General features: G+C 37.3%; 19 protein-coding genes. 8 read left to right on the plus strand and 11 right to left on the minus strand.

Features of this window, described 5'->3' with window-relative positions:
• The gene (locus ACXR6G_RS19725) at nt 1-564 is read left to right on the plus strand and encodes a DUF4251 domain-containing protein (protein ID WP_458363173.1); all 564 of its coding nucleotides are present in this window, start codon (nt 1-3) and stop codon (nt 562-564) included.
• A 94-nt stretch (nt 565-658) separates the two neighbouring features.
• On the opposite strand, the gene ACXR6G_RS19730 is transcribed toward ACXR6G_RS19725, so the two are convergent.
• From ACXR6G_RS19730 to ACXR6G_RS19745, 4 genes are all read right to left on the minus strand, one after another.
• Complete coding sequence (locus tag ACXR6G_RS19730; RefSeq protein WP_458363174.1) at nt 659-1,318, minus strand: hypothetical protein; 660 nt, start codon at nt 1,316-1,318, stop codon at nt 659-661.
• Nucleotides 1,319-1,680: 362 nt separating this feature from the next.
• Entirely contained in the window at nt 1,681-1,881 is a 201-nt protein-coding gene (locus ACXR6G_RS19735; protein ID WP_458363175.1) for a DUF5320 family protein, read from the minus strand.
• Nucleotides 1,882-1,916: 35 nt separating this feature from the next.
• The gene (locus ACXR6G_RS19740; RefSeq protein WP_458363176.1) at nt 1,917-2,186 is read right to left on the minus strand and encodes a hypothetical protein; all 270 of its coding nucleotides are present in this window, start codon (nt 2,184-2,186) and stop codon (nt 1,917-1,919) included.
• Nucleotides 2,187-2,605: 419 nt separating this feature from the next.
• Nucleotides 2,606-6,817: a GEVED domain-containing protein gene (locus ACXR6G_RS19745; protein WP_458363177.1), complete on the minus strand. Its 4,212-nt coding sequence runs from the start codon at nt 6,815-6,817 to the stop codon at nt 2,606-2,608.
• A 913-nt stretch (nt 6,818-7,730) separates the two neighbouring features.
• Here ACXR6G_RS19745 and ACXR6G_RS19750 point away from each other — a divergent pair.
• The 6 genes from ACXR6G_RS19750 (at nt 7,731) to ACXR6G_RS19775 (ending at nt 13,819) form a co-directional block, all read left to right on the plus strand.
• Nucleotides 7,731-9,272, plus strand: coding sequence for a hypothetical protein (locus ACXR6G_RS19750; RefSeq protein WP_458363178.1), 1,542 nt, complete (start codon nt 7,731-7,733; stop codon nt 9,270-9,272).
• A gap of 15 nt (nt 9,273-9,287) precedes the next feature.
• The gene (locus ACXR6G_RS19755; RefSeq protein ID WP_458363179.1) at nt 9,288-10,007 is read left to right on the plus strand and encodes a 3-oxoacid CoA-transferase subunit A; all 720 of its coding nucleotides are present in this window, start codon (nt 9,288-9,290) and stop codon (nt 10,005-10,007) included.
• A complete protein-coding gene (locus ACXR6G_RS19760) occupies nt 9,998-10,657 on the plus strand; it encodes a 3-oxoacid CoA-transferase subunit B (protein ID WP_458363180.1) in 660 nt (219 codons plus the stop codon). Before ACXR6G_RS19755 ends, ACXR6G_RS19760 begins: the two co-directional genes overlap by 10 nt.
• Before the next feature lie 35 nt (nt 10,658-10,692).
• On the plus strand, nt 10,693-12,048 hold the full coding sequence (locus ACXR6G_RS19765) for an aspartate aminotransferase family protein (protein WP_458363181.1): 1,356 nt from the start codon (nt 10,693-10,695) through the stop codon (nt 12,046-12,048).
• A gap of 13 nt (nt 12,049-12,061) precedes the next feature.
• Nucleotides 12,062-13,264: a 3-oxoadipyl-CoA thiolase gene (pcaF, locus tag ACXR6G_RS19770; RefSeq protein ID WP_458363182.1), complete on the plus strand. Its 1,203-nt coding sequence runs from the start codon at nt 12,062-12,064 to the stop codon at nt 13,262-13,264.
• Between the two features lie 63 nt (nt 13,265-13,327).
• Nucleotides 13,328-13,819, plus strand: a complete 492-nt coding sequence (locus ACXR6G_RS19775; protein ID WP_458363183.1) for a GNAT family N-acetyltransferase — start codon at nt 13,328-13,330, stop codon at nt 13,817-13,819.
• 168 nt (nt 13,820-13,987) lie between these two features.
• On the opposite strand, the gene ACXR6G_RS19780 is transcribed toward ACXR6G_RS19775, so the two are convergent.
• Together ACXR6G_RS19780 and ACXR6G_RS19785 are read right to left on the minus strand one after the other, a co-directional pair.
• Nucleotides 13,988-17,692 carry a M1 family aminopeptidase gene (locus tag ACXR6G_RS19780; protein ID WP_458363184.1) on the minus strand — a complete coding sequence of 1,235 codons (3,705 nt, stop codon included), beginning with the start codon at nt 17,690-17,692 and terminating at the stop codon, nt 13,988-13,990.
• Between the two features lie 2 nt (nt 17,693-17,694).
• On the minus strand, nt 17,695-18,570 hold the full coding sequence (locus ACXR6G_RS19785) for an ABC transporter ATP-binding protein (protein ID WP_458363185.1): 876 nt from the start codon (nt 18,568-18,570) through the stop codon (nt 17,695-17,697).
• A gap of 430 nt (nt 18,571-19,000) precedes the next feature.
• Between ACXR6G_RS19785 and ACXR6G_RS19790 the strand changes: the two genes are divergently transcribed.
• Entirely contained in the window at nt 19,001-19,390 is a 390-nt protein-coding gene (locus ACXR6G_RS19790; protein WP_458363186.1) for an FKBP-type peptidyl-prolyl cis-trans isomerase, read from the plus strand.
• A 90-nt stretch (nt 19,391-19,480) separates the two neighbouring features.
• Here the strand turns inward: ACXR6G_RS19790 and ACXR6G_RS19795 are convergent, their stop codons facing one another.
• The 5 genes from ACXR6G_RS19795 to ACXR6G_RS19815 form a co-directional block, all read right to left on the minus strand.
• Nucleotides 19,481-19,996: a hypothetical protein gene (locus ACXR6G_RS19795; RefSeq protein WP_458363187.1), complete on the minus strand. Its 516-nt coding sequence runs from the start codon at nt 19,994-19,996 to the stop codon at nt 19,481-19,483.
• A 568-nt stretch (nt 19,997-20,564) separates the two neighbouring features.
• Entirely contained in the window at nt 20,565-20,879 is a 315-nt protein-coding gene (locus tag ACXR6G_RS19800; RefSeq protein ID WP_458363188.1) for a hypothetical protein, read from the minus strand.
• An 825-nt stretch (nt 20,880-21,704) separates the two neighbouring features.
• Nucleotides 21,705-24,170: a DUF294 nucleotidyltransferase-like domain-containing protein gene (locus ACXR6G_RS19805; protein ID WP_458363189.1), complete on the minus strand. Its 2,466-nt coding sequence runs from the start codon at nt 24,168-24,170 to the stop codon at nt 21,705-21,707.
• A gap of 51 nt (nt 24,171-24,221) precedes the next feature.
• The gene (locus ACXR6G_RS19810) at nt 24,222-24,851 is read right to left on the minus strand and encodes a metallophosphatase domain-containing protein (protein WP_458363190.1); all 630 of its coding nucleotides are present in this window, start codon (nt 24,849-24,851) and stop codon (nt 24,222-24,224) included.
• Between the two features lie 330 nt (nt 24,852-25,181).
• Nucleotides 25,182-26,108 carry a CsgG/HfaB family protein gene (locus tag ACXR6G_RS19815; protein WP_458363191.1) on the minus strand — a complete coding sequence of 309 codons (927 nt, stop codon included), beginning with the start codon at nt 26,106-26,108 and terminating at the stop codon, nt 25,182-25,184.
• Nucleotides 26,109-26,408 lie beyond the last annotated feature (300 nt).

Below are 26,408 nucleotides of genomic sequence, written 5' to 3' on the forward strand. Positions count from 1 at the left end.
ATGAAAAAGTTCATATTAGTACTAATCCTTGTTAGCTTCATATTGGGGCTATATGCCCAAGAAAAGGCCGTTAATTTAACGCGAAAGGAAAAAAAAGAAATTAGAAAACAAGAACAAAAAAAGATTGATAAAGCAATGAGTGAAGCCGTGGCTATCAGTCTTAACAAACAACAATGGGTATTGGAAGCCACTCAATTATCAAATAGAAAAGGATATTCAAAATTTGTTGATAACACACTCAATTTTATTGCTATTGATGGTAACAAAGCCTTTATTCAGCTAGGTTCAAATTCCAGATTAGGTCCTAATGGTGTTGGTGGTATTTCTGTTGAGGCCCAAGTGAGTAAGTACGAGCTTATTAAAAATGACAAGAGTGGCACTTACTTCCTTCATATATATCTTGCATCAAATCTGGGTTCGTTTGATATTCAACTCAATAGCAATCCCAATGGAAGAATAGCATCTGCAACAATTAGGGGTAACACAGCCAGAAAACTCAAATACAAAGGTCAATTGGTTCCTCTAAGTGCTTCAATGGTATTTAAAGGCACACCTTTCTTTTAAGATGAAATCATAAGCAATAAGATCGCTCAGCAATGATCGATCTTTTTTTATACTCATACTGTGTTAAGCCATCACAATTTTGGCAAAAATGAATTCAATTTCCCTTTTTAATTTTTTCGAATCGCCATTCGCAGAGCTGCTTAAAGCGATGCATGACATTCAAGGTGACTCTATCGTGTATCGCTTCCCACATTCTATTGATTAAATTTCTATTAGACCATTTTTCCTTACCATAAAAGTTAAAACCTACCATCAGAAATAATTGGGTTTGTTCGGTTTCTTGTTGATCAGGAATTGAAGATCGTACATACATTGAAAAAACACCAATAGGGTAACCTCCTCTGCTCTTATACAACAAATAGCGGGCATTATCAGTTCCCACCGGATCAGGAGTCGTCTTTATCTTAATCGCATTGAGACTAAACAGGGGAATAAAACTTCGTCCCAACAGACTTTTTTTAATCCAGGAGGGAAAATTTATCCAGCCAAATAAATAGATGGAAAGATTTTCCAGACTATTGTTCCTATTAATAACTTTTGCGATATGATTTGGCCAACAACTTGAATCTCCATCCCATTTAAGTAATTCCTCAAAAATATATTTTGCAGGTGCATTTATGCCTATTTTATGAATATTCAATATTTTAAAAGAGCTTACTTCCACGCCAAGTCGTTGTAAAATTCGATACGTATAATTCTCCCTTTCAGCTTGACTATCGAAGTGTATTAAAGTGGCTTTATTTGGTTTGTTCATTAAAAAACACCTGATATCTGAAAAAATATGCTTGCTTTTATTGGGAGGTTTCAGAGTCATAGATTGGTTTTCTTTGTTGATCAATTGAGAAAATAAAGTTTCCCTTTCAATTGAGTATCTATCTTAAGTTACAAAACTACAACTCGCATTCCCAGTTTTCTATCATATTTTGTTTTAGCAATTCATTTCTTTCTGCGACTCATTTTATCACCAACTATTTCAAAAGCTGCATATAAGCATCAAAAACCAACAGATGATAAGCCGACACATATAGAACTTTAGAAAAAAGTATCACTTTCGTAGAACACAAAATGACCAAATTGATCATCAACTTGGTCATTACTTGTAAAAGGATATTAGTATTAACTCATTTCATAAACTTTCAAATTGTATTTTAATCTTTTACCTCTACCTTTTCCACCCCCAGAATGCCTGCGTTCTCCTTTCCCCTTACCGAGCTCACCTGTTGCTTTGATATCTTTTTCATTCTTTCGGCATTTCCCCAATTTTCTTCCCGCTTTGGAACCTAAATTTTCAGGACCTTTATAATCTAAATGTGCCATAATTACCGAATTAAAAATTACTAATTCATTGGATTCTAACTTGTGTAATTCTTCCTCTTTTTTGTATCCGTAGAATTCTTAAATTCCTGGAAAAATCTTTTGATATCAGGTAAAAGAAGAAGTAAAAAGAAAATCGCTGACAAGCCTAAAATTAGCTTTCCAAAAATACAATAGGGACCACAATAAAAATCATCTCCAAATCCAAACAAGCAGGTTGAGCAACCTATCAATATCATCAAGACATAATCAACAAACAGCAATAATGGAAGGACGATGAATACCTTAAAATTTACTGAAGCTTTCATAATTTACAGATTTTAAAAAAACATCCATTCTAAACAAAAAACCACATCTACAGTAAAGATAATGAACATAGGTTCACAATGCAAGCGTTTTGAATATATAATCTGAAACAAAGGCCCCAAATCCGTAGATTGTAGGTGGACTTTTCGCTGGTCGCATTTTTAAATGCATTATCTTATCAGTTTTCCGCCATTACTCAGTCTCTAGGCTTATTTTGGGAGAATACTTGTATCTTTTCTTATCCGATTTAAGTAGATTTAATTGTGTCCATACCTAGTTGAACGAATTTGGTAAAACTGAAAAGTTATAAAATTTGTCATGTCTTAAGAGTTATGGAAGTAATAAGGCAGAGAGGATGTAAATAAAGAAAAGAGGTTACCTCTTACCGGGCAACCTCTTTTATCTTGCATAGAACTATGTTCTACTTTTTGATCAGTTTTTTAACGATACCATCTCGTACGCCATCCAAAACAATAAGATAGGTTCCTGATGGAAGACCGGATACATCCAGTTCAGTTCTGTCGCTGTTGATCTGCATACTGCGAATCAAATGACCGTTAATGCTTATAAGTTTCAACTTGCTGTTGATATCCTGATTGGTCGTAATCGTTACCAGATGTTCAGCAGGGTTTGGACTTATTGTAATCAATTCCTTAGGTATTTCATTACCCAGACTTTCTGACTGAACGAAAGTATTAATACCAGATGTGCCAGTATTGGTAATGTTTACCGTGTAGTCTTCAACTTCGCCATATGAGAAGGTCTCGCAAGCTGTACCAGCATAATTATATTTCATACTAACACGCATACGGGTTGTTCCCAAATTCGCATCTGAAGGAACAGTAAAATCACCTGAAAGTGTTCCACTACTGCTTGAAGATCCACTTACCATTTTTTCCGAAGCATCAAAATTGCCATCATGGTTATAGTCAATCCAAACATTCCAGAATTCGGTGTAGCTTGAACTATTGAAACCGACACTGAAATAGATTGTTTGTGAACTTCCCTGTGCCAGATTGGTTGTCATGCTGGTATAATCGGCATAGCCACCATCATTTCCAGTACTGTTGTCAATGCTGCCCAGTTGTATTAGATCGATCCATTCGTAGCTTGAATTATTGCCCTTTGAATCGCAATAAACAACGGCTGCTGAATTGGTGGTTAAATTCGATGTTGCCGAAAAGGCGCTTGAACCGTTATTATTTGTGGCTCTTACCTGGTATTCGTAAGTGGTTTGTTCGCTGGCACCTGTATAATCATAGGTGGTCGATCCGATAGTTATGGTATTCCAACTGCCTCCCTGCTCACGAATTTGCAAATCGTAAGAAGTGGCAGTGCTTACTGCATTCCAAGCTATAGTAAATGAATTTGTTGTAATATTACTGGCAGTTAAACCATCGGGAGTTACCGGTGGCTCCTGGCTTGCGGCCTGTATGCTAACCGTGTAATCTTCAACTTCACCATAGGAAAAAGCCTCACAGGCAGTTTGGACACCATTGTATTTCATACTGACGCGCATTCTGGTGCTTCCTACTGCATTGGCAGGAATTGTCATATTACCTGTTACAGTGGTCTTACTCATCGAACCTGCATCAAATGCCAACTCTTCGGCATCGTTAAAAATGCCATCCTTATTGTAATCGATCCAGATTTTCCAGTATTCATTATAGGTTGAGCTTGAGAAACCAGGCGTTAATGAAACGACATATTGACTTCCAGCAGTTAAATCAATAACTTCAGATGTGAAATCTGAATAGCCTGCAGCTTCAGAACTCTTGGTGAAATTGCCTATGCCTACTTCTGCAATCCATTCCGAATTGGCGTTGTTCCCTTTTGATTCGCAATAAACAACTGCTGCTGAATTGGTGGTTACATTCGATGTTGCCGAATAGGCACTTGAACCGTTATTATTTGTGGCTCTTACCTGGTATTCGTAAGTAGTTTGTTCGCTGGCACCTGTATAATCATAGGTGGTCGATCCGTTAGTTATGGTATTCCAACTGCCTCCTTGCTCACGAATTTGCAAATCGTAAGAAGTGGCAGTGCTTACTGCATTCCAAGCTATGGTAAATGAATTTGTTGTAATATTACTGGCAGTTAAACCATCGGGAGTTACCGGTGGCTCCTGGCTTGCGGCTTGTATACTAACCGTGTAATCTTCAACTTCACCATAGGAAAAAGCCTCACAGGCAGTTTGGACACCGTTGTATTTCATACTGACGCGCATTCTGGTGCTTCCTACTGCATTGGCAGGAATTGTCATATTACCTGTTACGGTGGTCTTACTCATCGAACCTGCATCAAATGCCAACTCTTCGGCATCGTTAAAAATGCCATCCTTATTGTAATCGATCCAAATTTTCCAGTATTCATTATAGGTTGAGCTTGAGAAACCAGGCGTTAATGAAACGGCATATTGACTTCCCGCTGTTAAATCAATAACTTCAGATGTGAAATCTGAATAGCCTGCAGCTTCAGAACTCTTGGTGAAATTGCCTATGCCTACTTCTGCAATCCATTCCGAATTGGCGTTGTTCCCTTTTGATTCGCAATAGATCACTTGGGCTTCTGCTGTTGTTGCCAATCCAAGTGTTGAATAGTCGCTACTGCCACTGGTATTGTTTGCACGTATCTGGTAGTCATAGCCTGTGTTCGCAAGCAAGCCTGATACGACCAAACTGTTGGTACTTGTGTTATAGTCAGTCCAACTACCTCCTTGTGGACGAAGCTGTACATCGTAATCGTCAGCATTGGCAACTGTGTTCCAATTTAATGTAAAACCATCTGCTGTGATACTGTTGGCTGTTATATTTGTCGGAATTGCCGGTATTGGAGGCATTGCTAGTGTAGTTACATTTCCAATGGCAGTGTAATCACTGTTTCCGGCACTGTTCACTGCTCTCAACTGGAACTCATAATTGGTCTCGGGTGTGGCTCCAGTATAGGAGTAGTTATTGGTTGAGATACTGAATGTGCTCCACACTCCACTGTTTTCACGAATTTGAACATCGTATGAGGATGCTCCACCTGTTGCGTTCCACTGAAGATCAAAGGCATTTGCTAAAATATTGGTCGCCACAAGTCCGCTAGGAATTGCAGGAGGATTGCCATCGTCAAGTGCTGCAAAGGCGTTCATTCGCCCGCTACCTAACTTGCCAAGATAAGTTGGAATGGTAGCGTCAATATTATCGGTGGTGTTGACCAACTTATCCCAAGCTTGCTGTGCGGTAATATTTCCGTAGTTTTTTGAAACGATTAATGCCGCCACTCCTGAAACATGAGGACATGCCATTGAAGTTCCCTGCATCACACCATATTGGTTGTTGGGTAAAGTTGAGTGTATGGCTGTTGGGTCATTGTTGGTGGAGATCAATTCTCCCCCTGGAGCTGAAATATCGACCCAGCTGTCATAATTGGAATACCATGATTTTTCATCTTTGCAATTCGTTGCGCCAACCGCCAGGGCACTGTCGTAGCAACCAGGATACCATAAACCGGATGAATCATCGTTTCCTGCTGCGATAATAACAAGTCCGCCATTCATAGCTTCGCCTGGTCCACCCGCATTGGCTACAAAATAATCTATGGCATCAAGACAGGCTTGGTCATATACACCTTTATTACTATATCCCCAAGAGTTCTGGGAAATAACGGCTCCGTTATCGGCTGCATAGATAAATGCCTCTTCGAAACCTCCACTGGAAATGTCAGTGAACACATTACAGGACATCAAGCGTACGCCATCATTATTCCCATTTCCTCCAGCTACACCAGCTACGCCAATGCCATTGTTTGTCTCGGCTGCTACAGTACCTGCAACATGTGTTCCATGATCTCCAACGGAAATGGTTCCTGTGTTATCTACAAAATTGTAGCCATAAATGTCATCAACATAACCATTGTTGTCATCATCCACACCATTGCCAGCGATTTCTCCAGGATTCACCCACATGTTACCGGCTAGATCTTCATGATCCCAATCGATTCCACCATCTTCAATGGCTACAACTACATTTGAATTTCCGGTTTCAAGAGTCCATGCCTCTAAAAGACTGATGTCTGATCCTGGTGTTCCGCCGTTTTGACCTGTGTTCTCGTAATGCCACTGATCCACAAATCGCGGATCATTGGGGGCACCATTTAATGAACTTGGGCTAGCGCTGGCTTCAGGAGCTTGGGTAGGACTCACTGAATAATCCACTAGCTTTGCTTCCGGTATGGCTTGTGCCATTGAAACCTCAGCCAGATTTTCGTAGGTCGAGATCAGTTGTTCCACCGATGTTTTAGAGCTAAACTCAATCTCGTACCAAAGATGAAGACCATATTGGCGGTGTTTCGCCTCATGCTTTCCTGATTCACGAAATACACGCTTCATTTTCTTTGCAATAAACCTTTCGTTCAGTTTGTCAACTGCTTTCATTTGGGTTACAACAAAGCCCTTTTGGGGGCGAGACTTTAGTTTATGCCCTCTCTCCAGTGTACTGGAAAGGACATCAACTTTTTGAACAAAACTGTTGTTGAATTTTACGCGAATAACACCCTTATAATTTCCTTGGGAGTTAACAACACGCTGTTGTGCCATTGCTGCTTGAAATAGAAACAGAAGAACAATCAAAAATGTAAAATGCTTCATAGGTAATAGGTTTAAAATGATTTAATTAGTATTAAATACATAATTAAATTACTCTTTTTTTATTACTTAAAAACAAACATATCTCCGTAATTAATAATATGTTACACATCAATGCTCGTGCATCATAATGTAATTATCATGACATGGGTGTTTGCTTGACAAATGAAAAATAAGAAATAAATCAAGGTTAAACTTAGATATTGTATGTCAGGCAGATATATAGTATTCGGAAACGAAGAGTCACATGAGAAAAGTGTATAAAAAGAGATTCGCGTGTCATGATTCAGTCTCTAATTCATAAAATGGATTTGCTATGCGGCTGAAGCCAGAAATCTTAAAGAAATGATTCACATAAATCTTAAAATTGACTGAAGAACATTCAATTTAAAATATGTGTATTCTGGGAATTCTGTCAATCTCGAGATAGTTTTAATACAGCTATGCTTATCGGGGTGATGGTATTAATGTAAATCAAGAATCAGCTCATTTTCTCCTGAATGTTGTTAGAACTGTTTATCATTCCAATAATATTTAGCGAATAAGGATGTGAAGAACTTGAGGGTTTTGAATGCAAAGAAGCTAGAGTAAAGTTTGATTATACTTCTGATTTGCATAAATTTATAGGAGGTAGATTTTATTTCTGAATTGGGCGGGAGGCTTATGAACTAATAAAGCCAGTTGATGACATTTCATCCGACTCACTGTAATATGCCTTCTTGGCATGATTTGATGACTGAGCAAGACGAATCATTTAAGGATATTAGAGAATTGACTGTACCATTATTGTTGATACACACACACCTTAGGTTTTGTGCGAAAATAAGAACCTTAATTCAATGGATAAACTGCAAATTGAAACAAAATGGAAAGCCAACCCACAAACAACACTGCACATCAATAAAAACAAGTGGATATGGAAGATACATTAAAAAACATATTAAAGAGGCATCACTTTACTAATGAAGCATCTTCAATTATTGAAGAAGAAAACCTCTTGCCTTTAGGCTTATTAAACCGTTTACATTCCAATTATCCCGAAAATTCCGGAATTATGGAATCGTCAGCATTCATGTTTACAACAAAAGATCATTATAGTGGATTAAATGGGTTTAAAGAAATTACTAAGGTGCTCAATAAACATGGCATTGATATTGGTTTTATTCAAGAGCGGGAGCTTTTCATACTTGTTTATCGTTTTTTGGCAACCAAGTTTGTCTTGAATGCCATAAACTGGCAAAATTTTGAAAATGATTCTCTTTTTCATCTCGTCTTTCCACAGCATGGGATGATAAATCCACTAACAGTAATAGCTTATAATGAGGCTAAAACAGAAGATGTCAGACAATCATTAATCACAGATTATATCCGGAGAAATACAAACCCACACGATGGAAAACAACAATTAAACAAGCCTTGGTTTGAAAATGAAGAAGGTGAACTCGTCATTTTGGAAGGTAGTCAGCATAAATACCCTCAGTGCCAGTTAATTTTTGATCAAACAACACAATCTTGTTTTTCCTTCTGTACCTACTGTTTTCGTCATGCGCAGGTAAGAGGTGACGAAGATATGTTTAACCAGCTTGATATCAAACCGGTACACGACTACTTGAAAAAACATAAAGAAGTAACTGATATGCTACTTACCGGTGGGGATGCTGGTTATATGCCCTATGAAAGACTAAGAGATTATGCTCTGCCTTTAATCGATGATCCGGAGCTTACTCATATTAAAAGCTTACGAATTGGATCGAGAGCCTTAAGCTATCAGCCTGAAATGTTTTTAACAAAGGATTACAAAAGAGTTCTGGAGTTATTCAAAATCTTAACAGACCATGGTGTGCAAGTCGTATGGATGTCACATTTTTCGACACCCCGAGAAGTTTTAAATCCAGCAAGCATTGCTGCAATACGCAGACTGCGCCTATATGGAGCTGTAGTAAAAAGTCAAAGTCCAATGATGAACCACATCAGTTTATTTACTGATGAAAATGGTAAAGTGGACATAGATCGCTCTGCACAAAACTGGATTGATCTTGGAAATGTGTTTGCTATGTTATCAGTGGGTTTCCACTCAATCTACTGTGCACGACCAACAGGCGAGCACCACTATTTTACGGTTCCACTTTCTGAAATAAATAAGGTGTTCAGTAAAGTTTACCGTTCGTTAGCATCAATCAATCGCCCTTCCCGCTACATTACAATGACATCGTCAGCAGGTAAAACGTCAATTCTTGGCACTGTTGAGATTAATGGACAAAAAGCCTTTGCCTTAAAATTCAACGAATCGAGAAATATGGAATGGATGGATCAGGTGTTTCTAGCCAAATACGATGAACATGAAAATACTATTGAAAACCTTATCCCCTTTGAGGGAGAGAAACATTTCTACGAGGATGATCTGCGACGAATAGAAAACGACAAACAGGAAACTCTCCTAAAAAGAATGAAAGAATAATGATTAACTCCATAGATGATGATAAACAAGATTGTAAAATCAACAACTGAAGCAGTAGCTGATATATTTGACGGAGCCGTCATCATGATTAGCGGGTTTGGTAATGCTGGTAGTCCTATTGAGCTCATCCATGCTCTTATTGATCAAGGCGCAAAAGATCTTACGATTGTTAGTAATAATACGGGAAGTGGCAATGTAGGGCTTGCAGCGCTAATCGCACATAAACGGGTTAAGAAGATGATTTGTTCTTTCCCCAGAACAGCCAATTCAACTGTATTCCCCAATTTATATACTAAAGGAGAAATCGAATTGGAACTCGTACCACAGGGTACATTAGCCGAAAGAATAAGAGCTGGAGGTGCAGGTATACCGGCCTTTTACACACCAACATCGGTAAATACCCCATTGGCAGAAGGTAAGGAAAGTCGAACTTTTGAAAGCAAAAGCTGTGTGATGGAATATGCCATTAAGGCTGATTTTTCTTTGGTAAAATGTGAAGCTGCAGATCGGTATGGCAATTTAATTTACAATAAGACGGCTCGTAATTTTGGTCCTATCATGTGTACGGCTGCCAACAATACCATCGTGCAGACAAGAAAAATAGTAGAACTGGGCGAAATCGATCCTGAATGCGTTGTGACGCCAGGCATTTTTGTAAAAAAGCTTGTGGAAGTCAATCATCCAGCCGATGAAGCAAAACTTGTATCAGAAAATAGGAGGTATCCATGGAGTTAGAAAATAACAAAAAGGGTTGGAACAGGAACGAGATGGCCCAAAAGGTAGCTCTAGATATTCCTGATGGCGCCTATGTTAATCTTGGCATAGGTCTGCCCGAATTGGTAGCTGACTACGTTCCCAAAGGCAGAGAGGTGATTTATCATACCGAGAATGGACTACTTGGAATGGGACCTGTGCCCGAAGCAGGGAAAGAAGATCCTGAACTCATAAATGCAGGGAAAAAAAATATTACAACGATAAAAGGCGCCTGTTTTTTTCACCATGCCGATAGTTTTACAATGATTAGAGGCCAGCATATTGACATCTGTGTTCTTGGAACCTTACAGGTTTCAGAAACAGGAGACCTTGCCAACTGGTCTACCGGCAAGCCTGGTTCAGTCCCTGCAGTAGGTGGGGCGATGGATTTGGTTTCTGGTGTAAAAACCATATTGGTAATTACAAACCATTGTTCAAAAGATGGGAAACCAAAAATAGTTAAAAACTGCACCTACCCACTAACAGGTAAAGCTGTTGTTGACCGCATTTATACTGATTTAGCAATAATTGATGTCTGCAATAATAGCCTTTTTGTTAGAGAACTTGCACCAGGCATAAGCTTCGACTACTTGCAAGAAAAAACAGGAGCAAAACTCAATCAGTACGAATAATAGAAAAATTCAGCCAAACTCAATTCATTACGACTATGGATACTGATCACATCGATTCGGGAAATCATAAAAGAACCAGCGAAGAAATTTACAAGCAAGCTTGTAAAATTATACCTGGTGGGGTTAGCCGAAACACCATTTTCCACCACCCCTACCCTCATTATATCAGTCATGCTATTGGCTGTTATGCCACAGATATTAACGACATCCAAAGATTGGATTTTGGAAACAATATGGCTGCCTTAATACATGGACATGCGCATCCTGATATTGTAGATGCGGTTATCAAACAAATTCGAAAAGGAACAGCATTCACCATGGCTACTGAAGCTGAAGTGCTTTATGCTCAATTGCTGTGCGACAGGGCTCCATCCTTTGAGAAAATACGATTCGTCAATTCAGGAACAGAAGCCGTAATGGCTATGATAAAAACCGCACGAGCCTATACTGGCAGACCTAAAATAGCCAAAGCCGAAGGTGCCTATCACGGTACTTACGATTTTGCTGAAGTCAGCCAAACGGCCAATCCATCAAACTGGGGTGATATCAACCAGCCTAATTCTGTCCCTGTAGCAAATGGGACACCACAATCTGTCTTGAATGATGTTATTATTTTCCCATACAATGATATTGAAAAAACATTAGCAATACTGGATCAAAACGCCAGCGAAATAGCCTGTGTTATAATTGACCCTATACCACATCGTGTTGGACTGATGAAAGGGAAACCTGATTTTATTGAGGCCATTTATGAATGGACCCGAAAAAATGGAGCCCTACTCGCTTTTGACGAGGTCGTATCATTTCGTGTTGATTATGGCGGTGCTCAGCAAACTTATTCTATAAAACCCGACCTCACGGCTTTGGGGAAAATAATTGGTGGCGGGTTTCCCGTCGGGGCCTTTATCGGACGTTCTGATATCATGAAAGTTCTGGATCCGAGAGAAAGTAAGCTTCTATTTCCACATTCCGGAACATTTTCGGCAAATCCTGTAACAATGATCGCAGGTCGTATTGCCATGGAGATGTTTGATAAAGACGCTATTTTGAAACTAAATATCTTAACACAAAAGGCCATTGACCAAATAAAAGAAGCTATAAAAATTGCTGATGTTCCTGTTTCCATAACTGGAACCGGATCGATGTTTCGATTGCATTTAAAGGCAAGTGCTCCGAAAAACTATCGTGAAGCATATCAAGCCATGGACACACGACTATTAATCAATGAAATGCTGGATTATCTCTTCTTAGATGAAAAAATAATGATGATAAACACACTAACCTGTATGTTTTCGACAGTGATGACACAAAAAGAAATTGATATGATATCTCAGGCTCTTTTAAATACGTTTAAACGTTTTAAATCACAATTACACTCATTAGATAAATAAACAAGAAAACGCTATGACAGATGTCTATATTTGCGATGCTGTAAGAACTCCCGTAGGTAAATACGGTGGTTGTCTATCGTCTTTACGCGCCGACGATCTTGCAGCAATCCCCTTGAAGGCTTTAATGGAACGAAACCAAAATATCAACTTTTCAGATATCGATGATGTTCTTATGGGCTGTGCCAATCAGGCAGGAGAAGATAATCGAAATGTAGCCCGCATGGCTTTATTACTTGCTGGCTATCCGGAAACTGTGTCAGGAGTCACAATCAATCGCTTGTGTGGTTCAGGTATGGATGCCATTGGAACAGCTGCCAGAGCCATAAAGGCCGGAGAAGCTGAACTTATCATTGCTGGTGGTGTAGAAAGTATGTCGCGCGCCCCATTTGTTATAGCTAAAGCTCCAAATGCTTTTTCCCGATCGCAAAAATTTTACGATACCACCTTAGGCTGGAGATTTGTGAATCCTGCATTTGATAAAAAGTACGGAACAGAATCGATGATAGAAACGGCCGAAAATATTGCTACTGATTTTAATATCAGCCGGGAAGATCAGGACAAATTTGCACAATGGAGCCAGGAAAAAGCGCATGCTGCTCAATACAAAGGCTTTCTTGCTGACGAAATCATTCCCGTACTTATTCCTCAACATAAAAGTGCCCCTTTAAGAGTAGACAAAGACGAACACCCACGATTAAGCTCTCTGGAAAAATTGGCTTCTTTAAAAACACTCATTAGTAAAAATGGAAGTATTACAGCTGGAAATGCCTCGGGCGTGAACGATGGCGCAGCAGCTTTAATTATTGCATCAGAAAAGGCCGTGAAGAAATATGGATTAAAAGCCAAGGCTAAAATTATAGGCATGAAAACTGCAGGTGTGCCTCCAAGAATTATGGGAATGGGCCCCGTGCCAGCGACCAATAGTCTCTTAAAACATTTGGGTTTGGAGCTAACTGAAATGGATATTATCGAACTTAACGAAGCTTTCTCAGCTCAAGCTCTTGCCTGTATTCGTGAGTTTGGACTTACTGATCAGGATCGCCGGATCAACCCAATGGGCGGCGCAATAGCTTTAGGCCATCCACTGGGAATGAGTGGTGCCAGAATTGTGATATCGGCACTCTATCAGCTTCAGCGCTCGAAATCAAAAAAAGCCCTCTGTACCATGTGTATAGGCGTTGGTCAGGGGATTTCTATGGTTCTTGAAAAGGTTTAAGAGACTAATTATCTTGTCCAATAAACCACAAATGACTGCAAAAACACAACAAACTAAGGAACTATGACTAAAATAAATATCGCAAATACCGAATCTGATTTTAATACGATCGCTGAATTGTCTTCAATCATTTGGAAAGAGCATTACACAGATATTATTGGTTACCGTCAAGTTGATTATATGCTTAAAAAATATCAATCGGTAGAAGCCATAAAAGATCAGATTGAAGAGGGAGCTTTATATTACCTCATCACACACCAAGGCTCAACAGTGGGTTACCTCTCCTATTATAAAAAAACAGATTGCTTGTTTTTAAACAAAATTTATATTTTAAAAGAATCGAGAGGCAAAGGCATCGGTAAAAAAGCCATGCACTTTCTTGAAACGACAGCAGAACATCTGGGCTACAAAACCCTATCGCTGACCGTTAATAAAAATAATAAAGAAACAATTAAAGCTTACGTAAAAATGGGATTTAAGCAGGTAAGGGATATTGTGATTGATATTGGTAATAATTTTGTGATGGACGATTACATAATGGAAAAAGAGCTTTGATTATAAAATCAAAACTTAATCATATGTTATGTACAAATTCACAAAACATGAGTCTTATATGCAAAAATAAATCCCCAAGATAAATCTTGGGGATTTTGCTGTTTTAAAAGAACTAAGAAGTAAATAATGAACTTCCTTTATTCGCTAGAGTCAATATTATTAGAAAGACTATAAGCTCGTAATTTTTTCCTCAGCTTTATTATCGTCTTTTTCCTTTAACTTTTCTGAATTGTCAGAAGTTTTTCTGTCAATTAATTTATGATAAGGATCAATAGCAACGCTGTGTGGTTTTTTATCGACAACAAAGGAGAATGAATTTTCTTTAGCTGTAATATGAACCTTCTTAAAGAATATTTCCTGCTCATCTTTATTTTCATCTTCAATAAAAATAGCCAAATCAATCCAGTCGTTCATATCAACATACTCTTTGTCCTCTTTTTTGTTATCATTACTAAAAGAAATTTTAACAGCACCTTCAGCACTTTCGACCTCAGCTGATTCATCTTTTATTGTTTTAACAACTCTGTATTTTTCTGCCTCAACAATAAAATCAACTCTGAATTTCCCATCCTCAGTTTTGCTAACATAGGCACTATCTACTTTATTATCGAACAAAGTGATGGTCTCCAACATATCAGTAATCACATAATCCAAAGAATCCGGCATATGATGTTTCATCAAATCAACAAACTCAAGCGAAGTGGTATAAGGTGGCTCCTGAAAACCAACATCAGAAATATACTCACTCAGTGCTGTATTCAAATTATCCTCGCCCATATAGTCAGATATGGCATACATGGCTACAGCACCTTTGTTGTAATGAATGTATTGCTGATTTTCGTTATACATCAATGGTTGCTCTTTAACTTTCTCAGCTCCCCTTCCTCTTAGATAACGATTAAGCTCTTCTTTCATGAACTTACGGATTTTACTTTTCGGATATTTCTGCTCCAACACCTTAATGGCTGAATATTCAGATAAACTCTCCGACATTAAAGTCGCTCCCTGAACATTTGCTCCAATAACCTGATGTGCCCACCATTGATGTGCCATTTCGTGTGCTGTTACATGATATGCATAGTTAACAGCGCCTTTGTCAGATTTATCTTCCTTTGCTATAAAACCAATGGCTTCAGAAAAAGGAATGGTATTAGGAAAGGATTGTGCAAAAGTCCCAATGGTACGAGGGAATTCAATGACACGTACCTGTTTATGTTGATAAGGACTATAATTGTCTCCATAATATTTAAGTGATGCTTTTAAGGCATCAACCATATCGACTATATTATAATCGTGACCTTTATGGTAATATATTTCGATATTTACATCCTCATATTTATCGGTATAAACTTCGTATTCTGCTGATACCCATGAATAAAAATTGAGGATTGGCGCATCCATTTTATAATGGAAAAAAGCCCTATCACCATCAATCCATTTCTTCTGCAAATAACCAGGTGCAATTGCAATTTGATCGGCAGCTGTACTCACAGTCGTTTCGAAATTCACCCAGTCGGCACATTCCGAAATATAAGTATTGCCTAAAGAAACTGTGTCGGTTGGTGCTGCCATACGATCTCGCTTTGGCAGATCATATTTTTCACGAACAGTATTGTCCTGTAACTCTCCATCTCGGGAATAACCAATAGTCAAAAACCTTCCATTATTAAAAAAGGTCCCATTGGCCAACACTGGCGAATTATTTCTTAAGAAATGATTCTCTTGATTACTTAATGTCAAATTAATTAGCATTGTATCACCTGGCAAAAGCGGCTTTTCGAGCTTGTAAATATCATATTGGAATAAGGTATCCTTACTCACCAAATCAGCAGTACGCGAAAACTTAACTGCAGCATTTTTATAGCTATAGTTGATATGTACTGAGTCTATTGTCTCATTGGATTTATTCTTGACAATATATTGTCCTCTAACTTTTAAATCGCGAGTTGCAGGATACAAATCTACATCAAGATTAACATCAGTAATACGTGGCTGAGCAATATTGAAATACTTAGAATATTTGTTTTCATACTCAACACTCTCAAGCTCGTTCTCTTGTGCAGACTTGTGCTCGTTCTCTATATTATTGAACCAATAGATATAGCCACCAACAGAAATAAAACCTAGAGTACAAACAATTAGAGAAGTATACAATGTACGGGTCCAATTTTCTTTTGCTCTACGGAAACGAATCTTAACCGTTTCGCGTACACCACGTCGCCAAATGGCCAAACCAGCAATTAACAATACCGATGAGAATAGAAACCAATACAATCGATAAAACATATAGGCAGGAATACTGCTACCATATCCATTCATATCGGAATATTTAAAACCACTATCGACATTGAATATAAATATTCGTTGTTCGATACCCAGCTCTGATAACATGGGACTAGCAATAGAAAATATAAACAGTGCAAAAAAGCCAATGTAAAAATTAGATAAGAGCGATTGTACAAATAGAGACAATGCAGCATACACAATATATACTGGCAATTTTAATATAAATAGCTCAAAGAAATAATGCAACGGTTCAATTTCGTAGTAGCCTTCTGAAATCTGAATAGCAATACACGAAAACATTACAACCACTAATAAAAGGATCTGTACTTTTATCAAGGCTATAAATTTTGAGAAATATTGTACCCAGTTTGGGGTGTGAGTCACATCAACCAACTCGAACATTTTTGCACGACGCTCGCGCTGCACAAGCATGCCTGAGTATAAAAAGGTAATCAGTAAAAGAAACAGATTAAACATGGTGCTTGGAACCATCAACATTTTCCAGGTTGTAGGATGTGTTGTTGTTCCAAAAATTGTTCCTGTTACACTGTTTCCAACAATTAAAAATAGAATACCGAAAGCCACAAGTACCATAAAAGGAACCGACTTAATAACGTACTTAAAGTTCATAACAGACATATTCCACATCAATCTGAGATTCCAAGAGTAACTGTTATCAATAGTCACCCTAGGAAGGTTTATATCTCTCAAGTTGTTAAAATTGTCTTTTACCACAACAGCGCTCTTTTTAGAGAACCATCGAAAAGTCAGAGCATTTTGAGTGAACTGAAACTTAAAGTAAGTTCCTGCAAATATAATTGCTGCAACGGACATCCATATTAATCGGTTGATTAAAACCAAGCCTCCCATTGGTAAAAGGTTTGTATTTCGTTCAGCAACATTCCAATATTCGGTAGCATGGCTTATGGCTGACATACCAAATGGATCGAGCAAGGCAGAAAGCGTCTTGCTCTCAAGATCACTCATTAAGCCCTGCGACATACTCTGTAGAAAAAACAGAATAATCATCGTGATAAAACCCGCACCTAAATTTCTGGTGAAAGTGATAACAGCAAAAACGATAGCACCAAAAAGAAGAATATTGGGCAAAATAATTAAGCCATATATCTGTAAAAAAGCCAATGGACGGAAAGGTCCAAGCATTTCGGGATTTACACCTGGTAATAAGGGCGCAATGATTAAGCCTAAGCCAAATACCAAGAAAATTGCCAAAGAGATAACAATTGAGCTAAGGAATTTAGCTGGAATATAAGCCGATTTTTTAAAGGGATATGAATACAAAATAGAATGCATCTCGGAGCTGAAATCTCTATTAACAGAACCGCCCACAATGGATGGCAGAAGGAAATATGCCAAGATCAGTAATCCAAAACTACCGAATAATGCAATGGGTGAATTGGCTAAACGTACCGAAGCTGTTGTGGCTGTATTACTATCGAACACGCCAATATTACCAGCCATTATCAATGTTGAGATAACAAGCAGCACTGCTGCATACACATAGGTAGCAGGGTTCTTGAGCCAGTATTTTAATTCGAATTTAAATAGAGTTATAAATTTACCCATGATTAGTTTACATTTTTTAGTGCAACAAAGTAAACATCCTCTAAATCGGCCTCTTTTTGAATAAATAATTCACCGGGCTGTGTTTCAGAGTAAACATTAATATTCATGCTATTGTCGTCGTTGAATTTACTCGACAGAATTTCAAAATTATCTTTGTGCTCGTTAAGCTCACTACGTTCAATTCGCTTCGCCCACATTTTTCCTTTGATCTGCTGAACAGATTCTCTAGGGGTTTGATGAGTCAGAATTGCACCGCCATTCATAATAGCCATATCGGTACACAACTCTTTAACATCCTCTACAATGTGAGTAGAGAAAATAACAATGTGATTGGTTCCAATCTCGCGCAAAACATTAAGAAAGCGACTTCGTTCTGCAGGATCTAATCCAGCAGTTGGTTCATCAACAATAATTAGTTTTGGGTTATTAAGTAAAAGCTGAGCAATACCAAAACGTTGTTTCATACCACCTGAATAGCCAGCCACATGTTTCTTACGGGCTTCAGTCAAGTTAGTCTGTTCTAGCACTGCCTCAACAATAGCTTTTCGTTCTTGCTTATTTGAAATCCCCTTAAGTTCTGCAAAATGCATCAATAAATCTTCTGCCGACATTTTAGGATAAACACCAAATGATTGTGGTAAATAACCAAGCGAATTGCGAAGGGTCATTTTATCTTCCATGATATTAACGCCATCAAATAATATGCTTCCAGAATCACCTTCCTGAAGGGTCGCTATGGTACGCATAAGTGTTGACTTACCTGCACCATTGGGTCCCAAAAGGCCAAACATACCAGTTCCAATTTTTATATTGACATCGTTTAATGCCTTAACACCATTACTATAGGTCTTAGTAAGATTCTCGATAATTAATTCCATTTATTTAATATTTAGGGTTATTTTTTATTCTTACTCAACATCAATTTCTTTTATACAACATTAGTATTCGATTGCTTTTAAATCCCTGATAATTGAATTATAAAGTCTCAAAATTGATCTCTAACAAACCTATACAATATATACTAATATTAATACTGTCAAGTTTGTCAACATAAATAATTTCGACAAAGACCTTGTTCTTACACTTGAGTATGTGTTATTACACTTTAAAATTGAATGATATCTTGTATATACCACTTTGATCATTTTACAACACCAACCGATCATCATAATTATAATAGAACTTAAATATTTTCGAATTTTTGCGCATTAATTGCAACTACGCCTTTTGAAATTGCACTTATTATGGATAAAATCATGAACTTTACACAAATTTAGAAACCATTGAAAACTTTATAAACCAAAGAATATGAAAAAGTACAGGTATAAACATCAAAATGAAGAAGAAACAAAGGCTTATATCAAAAAAAATAAGCTGGATGCTAAGAAAAGTGATTCTGGTTTATATTACGTCGTATCCAAAGAGGGTGAAGGGAAACAGCCAAGTCCTGATTCGAATATAACAATTGCTTACTTGGGCTATCTAACCAATGGCAATACCTTCGATCAAAACGAAAGGTTCGAGGTTAATCTTTCAGAGGTTGTTGCTGGCTGGACAGAAGGTATTCAATATTTTAAAGAAGGTGGCGAAGGTATTCTACTGATCCCTGCTCATTTGGCTTATGGGAATGACGACTATGGCTCAATCCCTGGCGGATCGGTTCTAATCTTCGATATTCAACTCATTAAAGTTCATTAGTAAATTAGACTTATTCCCTTGACCTTAAAAAAAAGACCTAACAGATTTAAAATCTGTTAGGTCTAAATATATATTATAAACTACGAAAACTTAGATACGTTTCATCATAGCTTCAATTTCTCTAACCTGAGCTGATAGATGTTTCTGCTTATCTAGCTTTTTTGCTTCTGTTAAGTAATGTCTAGCCAGCGTCTTATTTCTCTGAGCCAAAGCAATACCAGAAAGATTCAATTTAGCAACTGCCTGATCCGTTTTTACCCTAAGACCCGTTTTAAGTGCTTTCTTGAAAGCTTTATCAGCCTTGGAATTGTTTTGTTTTTGTGATTCGATCAATCCAGAAAGATAATAGTGATATGCTTCCTGACCTTTAATCATTCTTTCAGGATGTTTCACACGAGCTAATATACTTGCAGCTTTATCGAACTTATTTTTTCTTACAAAATAAAAGGCAATCAGGTTAATTATATTCTTAAAGTGGAATAAAACGAATAAACCTGAAACTAAAAGTGACCAAATGCCCGATGACACCATTCCTTGAACAAAAAGGAAAATAGATCCTAAAAACAAAATTCCGGCAACAATCAACCGAAGGTATTTTCTTATCATGATAGATATTTTAATATTTAATAATACAAAACAAACCATTTTTTGATATAAACTAGCATGTTAGACTCGTATTTTTTCGAATAAATCCTCTCTTTTCTAAAGGTTCTTTCATTTAATAAGTATAATCCATTCAATTCAATTGACTTGCAGAATAAAATAAAACCTGAACGATTTTTGAAAACCAGTCAGGTCTGAATATGTAATATATGCTTTAAGAAGCCCTATTGCTGATTCTCCGAGACTTTAAAGGATCTCTATAAATCATCCTGAAGTTTTGAAATTTCTCTATCTATTGTTTTTTAAGGATTGCTTAACGATATCAGTTAAGTTTTTCAGTCATATAGAATTATCAGGCAAATCATTATCAAAAAGGAGGTCAAGCTCTCATTTGATGCCTAAATAGCTGGATGTTATGAAGACATCCAATAATCTAAAGAAGATGGTAACGGATTTTTATTATCCAAATAAAAACAGCGAAACAAGAATTGAAAAAGCTCTATTATAAGCTGTAAAACAGAGCCTTTTCGAATGCAATTTGCTGTAGCATTAAAGAATTTATTGCCGAATTTTACAAGATTCCCAGCGGATCATTTATCACGGGATCAAATATATCAGCACTCACTAAAGATATGCCATAACTCAAATTAATTAAAGAATGCAGTTTATAACAAGAAGGACACATGGGAACAATTTTCGCCCCATTAACTTTATCATTAATTACATGAGCACCTAAAGTTGGTTCATTAGAGCATGAAGCAACCGAGCACTTTTTAGGCCATGATCTTCCAGTAGAATCCATCCAATGTTGTTTCCAAGATTCACTATCAAAATCATTTACTGCTATTCCATTTGTGTTTTTCCAATTTCTGGGAGTAACTGACATAATCACTTTCTTTTTTTGTTAATAATCTGAATATATAAATCGAAATAAATTAAAAAATAATATCGAATCAGTCCTTATTACTCAAGCACGACTAACACCCACATCAGCTTATACTTATTTCCTTTTTTTTGTTTTCTTCTACATCAATCTAAAAGTATCACTTAGTATTTCTATTTATGAAATTCTCAATGAATTTTAAGAGTAGAACACGACAGATATATTTAATTCACAATTAAGCCTCTAGTTTTCTAATATTACCATTTTAAAACACTCCTTTTAGACTTAAATCGTGAGCAAAGCTAACAGCATTTATGAAAAAACATGCTTGTCAAATCTGTCAAGTTTGTCAAGTTGAATCACTTACGAAAACACAAAAGAAATTCATCTAAATAGATAATCATTTTTCCAAATTAGATCTTGTGTGGATGAGTTCAAAAAAAACTAGCCTTCAATATTGCAAATCGAGCTCTCTGCTCAAGCCATCCCGCAGCCTGGAGAGATTGATGAACGCCTTTTTTGCGGATAGGATTCACGCCCAATAGTTGAATGGCTCCGGATATATTTAAAACTATTATGTGAAGAAAACTAAAGAGTGAGTTTTCGTTAATTTTTGTCCTCTTAAGATAGAATGTGTTTTTAGCATATTTCATACTATCACAAAGATCTAATCTCATTTTTTTTCACAATTTAAAGTGCGTATAGAACAAAAAGTATAGGCTTTCATTTTTGAGAATACTGAAGTAAACACCAGGTAGCCAGATCTAATAAAAGCCCTATTTTATCTAGTAAAACAGAGCTTTTATTATGTGATTTATATTCGGAATCTTATTGCTGGTACTCTGAAACTTTAAAGGATCTCAGTAAATCATCCTGAAGTTTCGAAATTTCGATGCCTATTGTTTTTAAGGTTTGTTTGTCGATATCTGTTAAGTTCTTCAACAAAACAGAATTATCAGGTAAGTCATTATCAAGAAGGAGATCAACCTGCCACTTAATGCGTAAATGCATCAGGAAGTTGTAACTCTTTTCAATCTCCTCACCCCTCTTTTCAGGAATAACATCAAGTGCCATCAACTGATTCAGACGTAATAAACTATTGGTTTCAGATAGGGCATGATAAAGGGCCTGAATTCTTAAATAACCAATAATGGGTAGCAGAAATTGCTTAATGTCAACCTTTTTCTTACCGATACTCGGTTTATGTCGAATCAAGGTCTTAGCAAGTTGATTAAAAAAGGTGGTATTCCCATCCAAAGTAGAATACACATGATCAAACAGCTGCTTAATCAAGCGATCATTCCCATAAATTAAACGCAAGTCAAAGAAAATTGAACTATCCAAAACATTTGACATATCCGGATTGTTGATCCAATTTGAAAAGTACTCTTTCCAAACATCAAGTGCATTGCACCATTCGGGATTGCCAGCCATTAAATCACCCTTACATCGAGAATAACCTATGGCATGCAGGTTTTCATTAACAATCTCCGATAAACGTAAAAAGTAATCTTTATTTTCTTCTGTATGAACTTCAAAAATAATAGCATTGTCCTGGTCAGCTTTTAGAGTTTGCTCACCACGGCCTTCACTTCCCATGGCCACAAAAGCAAATTCACAGGGAGCCTCACCTACTTCTTTCAAGGCCATTTCGATTATTCTTGTGTTAATGGCATCGGCTATGGAGGTAATGGTACGCGAAATACTATTGATATTATCGGTACTGGTAAAAATAGCCTGAATTAATACAGGGAGCTTATCGTAAATGCGTTTCAGATCACTAATCATGAAACAAGCGTTAATCTCACGAATTAGGTAACTTAAGGAATTGCGCTGCATTTCCAAACATTGCTTATTACTGATATTCCCAATAATAGCCCCGAAGTTGTTTTCAACCAACAAATGCGTAATGTCTTTTTGTTCGAAGAGTAAAACCGCCTCGTACAAGAGTGCATCCTGATTAATGGTTTTTACGGGTGAGGTCATCACCGAATAAATTGGCTTATCAGCCGCAACTTTTTTCGCCAAAACCCGACTTCTCAAATCCGTATCGGTAACAACACCAATAATTTCGTCCTTTTCCTTAACACAAATCAGCTTCGATCGATTATCGGTCATGATTCTGGCAGCATCGCTAACCGAATCACTAAGGCTACAAGTCACATTCTTGTTGATCAAATTGTGAACAGGCTGATTCATCAACTGCAAGGACAATTGAATATCATCCGATAATTTTTGAGCGTCCAATCTTAGACGTTTATGCTCCGTTACATTTCTAACGGCAATAATATAGCCAATTTGTCCCGATTGTGTAATCTGAGTCGCTGAAACCACAACATTCTCCATACCTGCTTTTGCATTGAGCAATTCAGTTTCGAAGGTATAGGTCATTTGGGGGTTAGCTATCATTGCCACCATTTCGTCCCAGCTCTTTCTAAATAGCTTTGAAAAATCAGTTCCAATCAAAGCATCGTTCTCATCCTGTAAAAGACTGATGAATCTGATATTTGTGAACACCACTTTACCCTTAACCAGCATCAAAGTCCCCTCCGTTGAAGCATCAACCAAACTCTTGTATTTTTGAATCGATAACCTCAATTGCTCCTCAGCCTTAACTCGTTTATCCTCTATAGCCTTAGACTGTCGTAGAATGTAAAAGAAGATAATGACCATTAAGAGTACGATAACGAAAGAGACCTTCAATAAGGACTTCTTTAAATTCTTTATTTCAAGTCTGACATCTTCGAGATAAATCCCCGTTCCTATCACCCAATTCCATGCCTCAAAACCTTTCACATACGAAAGTTTTGGAACTATTTTAGACGCATCATCCTTCCATTGCCAATAATATTCAAGCGTACCTTCTCCCTTTTCTCTTACCAATTGAGCCGCATCCACAAAAAGCTTATTTTCGTGATTATCTGCAAAATTAGACATATCCTTACCATTCAAGTCCGATCGATAGGGATGCATAATCATAACGGGACTCGACGATGTAATCCAAAAGTAATCCTTCTGCTCCTTCCCATACCTCATCTTTCCAACCTGCCCGGCAGCGGCCTTTTTCGCTTCTTCCAGTGTTAAGGATCCACTCTTATAAGCCTCCTGATATTCCGCCAAAACACTCCATGCCGTATTGGTTAATTCCAAAATCGTTTCCTTTTTTCTATCCATCATGCTTTGCTCAAACAAAGGGATGATAATCACATAAAACGATACTATAAACATGCTTACAGCAAGTAGTGTCGGTACAACGATGCTATAAATAAACTTATTGGGTTTTAGATCCTTCATACTAAGGCGTGTCTTATAGATATTAATTTGAACTTGAATATAAGATGTTTATTATGGATTAACATCAATTATGATGGGTTGATTTGCATATTCGTATAAATTATCCAGATTACTCGAATTGACATAAATCGTCCCATTATTTTCAATCATCCCATAACTTTCGTGAATGTGACCAAAGATATGATATTGTGGCTTCACCTCTTTAACTCTTGCTGTTAAATGTGGACAACCACATGACTCTGCTCTCCTATTTTTATCCAAAATATGCTGCGGAGGGACATGGGTAATTAAAATATCGGTATCATCAGGTATCTCATTCCAATGTATACGAATACTTTTTTCACTACGATTAAAAGCCCAATTACGAAACCAGGGCTGAACTGGTGATCCCCATATTTTCAGGCCTTCAATTTCAATACCAGAATCAATCAAATAAATTACCCCCTCGGGTATCAACTTTTTTATTTCTTTCGATGTGGCAAGCTCGAAAAAGAAATCATGGTTACCAGCAATCAACACTTTATACTGATAATCAAGAGTTGAGAACCAATTTATAAAATCGATAATTTGCTCTTTAGTCCCCATCTCACTCATGTCTCCTGCATGAATAATCATATCAGCTGGGGCCAACTTTACATCTTGATGCTTACCATGTGTATCCGAGATACAGATTATTTTCATAGTCTTTCTTTATCCTTTTATACCAATTTAATTTCAAAAGTATCTTTAAATAAAATAGAATTATTTTTAGCTAGATCAAGGCAGAAAAGTAAAACATAGTTGAGTTACGTTGCATCTTTTTTAACGAAGATATAGCTGAAAAAAAATATTTTATAAGATAGGTTTTGATGTTAATTTGGTATTTATTAGCTCTTGAAGATATTCATTTCATTTATGATTCAAAAATAAAGGTGATCCACATTGTGAACCACCTCGAATAAATAAAAATAAGTTATTCCTTATAAGACTAATAAAGACTTGATTGTAATGCTGCCTTGGAACTGCACACATTCACTCTAAGCGAACAAAATTCCCTTTAGTGAAGCCTGAGCCTTCAACAATCGCGCATTTAGAGGCTTTTCCATTACCAATGCTGGCATCCGTGATCTTAATGACTCCAATTTTGGAATCAACACTTCCAAGAGAAATACCAGTATCCGGGTCAATTAAGTCCTCTCCCTTGCTATAAACTGCAAATGAATCTCCGACTTTTAAACCATCAGCTTCTCCGGAATTAATAAAAACCACCCCGGCTTTTTCGATGATCACTTTAGCTTGCCAGGGAATATCATCTGCACTGCTATTAATCATGCTTACGATGGATTCTATAGCCTCGCGGGCAGCTTTACCCACTAACGATTCATCAAATGACTTTTGGCTCTTAAAAGCTAGTTTTCTGGTGCGTAGCTTTAAACCTTTAGATGCTTTTTGCTTTCTAACATTTTCGGCAGTAACAATTTCCCCCGTAGACGTATTCACCATCCTAACATCGATACCAACAGTAGCAGACTGGCTGGAAACTCCAATCCCAATCCCTTTTATGGCCCCTCCGGTTTCTCCTTTTTTATAACCAAATTCCGATACCGAACCCATTACGGCAAGTTCTACACCCAATACCTGACCAACTTTCGCTGCGCTTTGAGCTGTGATTCTACCAGTCTGTCCAAAATCCTGTTCATTAAGGATCTTATCCAGTTCCATTCGTTCAATGACCCTGTAATTCCCTGACTTAACCAATGCAGTGGTCAGCATGTCGCTGACGCCATTTCCGACTCCCTTATTATTCCACCATCGCCAGCTTTTATCCGTTTTATCTTCGAAAACAAAAACTGCAATTCTCTTCTTTATTTGAGGCTGCTGCGCTGAAAGTTTAGCGGTCGTAAACGAAAACAACAGAAGAAGTCCCAGGAATTGAATAAGATTAACATGTTTATTCATATCTAATTTATATTTAATAAAACATAAAGCAAAATGGTAAAGAGATTTACCAATTCTGAGTTTGATTTAGTAAGCTAGTCTAAAGCCCATAGCATCAGATACCAACATCTCAAACTGAGCTTAAATAGACTATTTTAAATCAATTAGATATAAGTTAAGAATTTTTCTTGTGTGAAATTAGAAGCTTTTACTAACACCCTTTTTTTGAGGATAATCTGTGACAGTCATGTTTTGAGCTTAAAAAAACAAAATACCAAAATCAAGTGGAGTTAATGAACAAGTCTTGACAGCCCCGATACT

Source organism: Ancylomarina sp. YFZ004 (assembly GCF_054254355.1).